At 30.3% G+C, this 1,229-nt stretch carries 1 protein-coding gene; it reads left to right on the top strand.

Features of this window, described 5'->3' with window-relative positions; translation table 11 throughout:
* Positions 1-1,094, top strand: a 1,094-nt coding sequence (locus HMPREF2885_RS01955) for a tyrosine-type recombinase/integrase (protein ID WP_070656931.1), incomplete at its 5' end; no start/stop codon positions are given.
* Between the last annotated feature and the right edge of the window lie 135 nt (positions 1,095-1,229).

Here is a 1,229-nt window from a genome sequence, read left to right as displayed (position 1 = left end):
ATGAAAAATATTTTGATTTAGAAGAGAATAAGTGGAAACAAGTTTCTATAACTTTAACTTCTAAGACAAGGCAAGCTCAGAAACAGGCAAGAATCTTGCTGGATGAGAAAATAGAAAAAAAGAGGGAGAACATAGAAAAAGAGAAAACAGAAGTAAGGAAAATAACAGTTAAGGAAGCCTATGAAGAATATTTAAAAATTCGAAAATCTGAGCTGAAGAGGAGTACTTTTAAGTCTCAGAAATACACTATTATTGGTGAAATCAGGAAATTGGAAGATTATTTACTGATGAATGTGACAAGTCGAATAGTTCAGAATATATTGTTAGAATTGCCATGCTCTGCAGAACATAGGAAAAATAAGAAAGTTTTATTAAACTTGTTTTTTAAGTATTGCTTAAATGTTGGTTATATAAGTGAGAATCCTATTGATAATGTTGTTTTGCCAAAAAGGAAGAAGAATTTAAAAAAAGTCAGGAAGAAACAGAATAAGTATCTTACTAGAGCAGAAGTAGTTCAGTATCTTAATTTTTTAGAAAAAGAAGAAAAGAATCAACGAGTACGTTTGATTGTTGAATTTATGTATTTGACTGGATTACGTTTTGGAGAAGTTTTGGCTTTGACTCTTGAGGATATTGATTTTGGAAATAAAACACTAGAAGTTAAGCATACATTGCATACGAGCGGAAGTAAAGCAGAAATATTCCTAGATAGTCCAAAAAGTTTAGCTTCTTATAGAGTCATTGGTATTAGCGATAGAGTGTTAGAGATCATAGAAGAATATCTTTTCATTGAAAAAGAAGGGCGATTTATATTTACGAAAAATGGGAATCCTTTTATGATTTTTTCTTTTAATGATTTTTTGAAGAGAAGTTTTAAAAGAAGTGGAATTCAAAAAGAAGAGGATTTTGTATTGACTACTCATGTTTTTAGGCATTCACATATTAGTTTACTTGCAGAATTGGAAGTTCCAATCAAGGCGATTATGGAACGAGTAGGTCATACGAACGAGAAAATGACTTTGGGAGTTTATACTCATGTTACGGAGCAGATGAAGTTTAATATAACTGAAAAATTGGATAAATTGGACTTGTAAAAGCTAACCAAAAAGTAACCAAGAAATGTCTAAAAATGTCTAAAATAGTCCATAATCTTTGGAATAAGAATGTAGAAAAAGGCCTTTATGTCTATAATTGACGGTATTTGTCTAGCTTTTATTGAGGGAAATTGT

This window comes from Streptococcus sp. HMSC062H02 (genome assembly GCF_001813005.1).
Lineage (GTDB): Bacteria > Bacillota > Bacilli > Lactobacillales > Streptococcaceae > Streptococcus > Streptococcus oralis_S.
The sequence above is the reverse complement of the archived record's forward strand: the minus strand, read 5'-3'. Positions and strand labels throughout refer to the sequence as shown.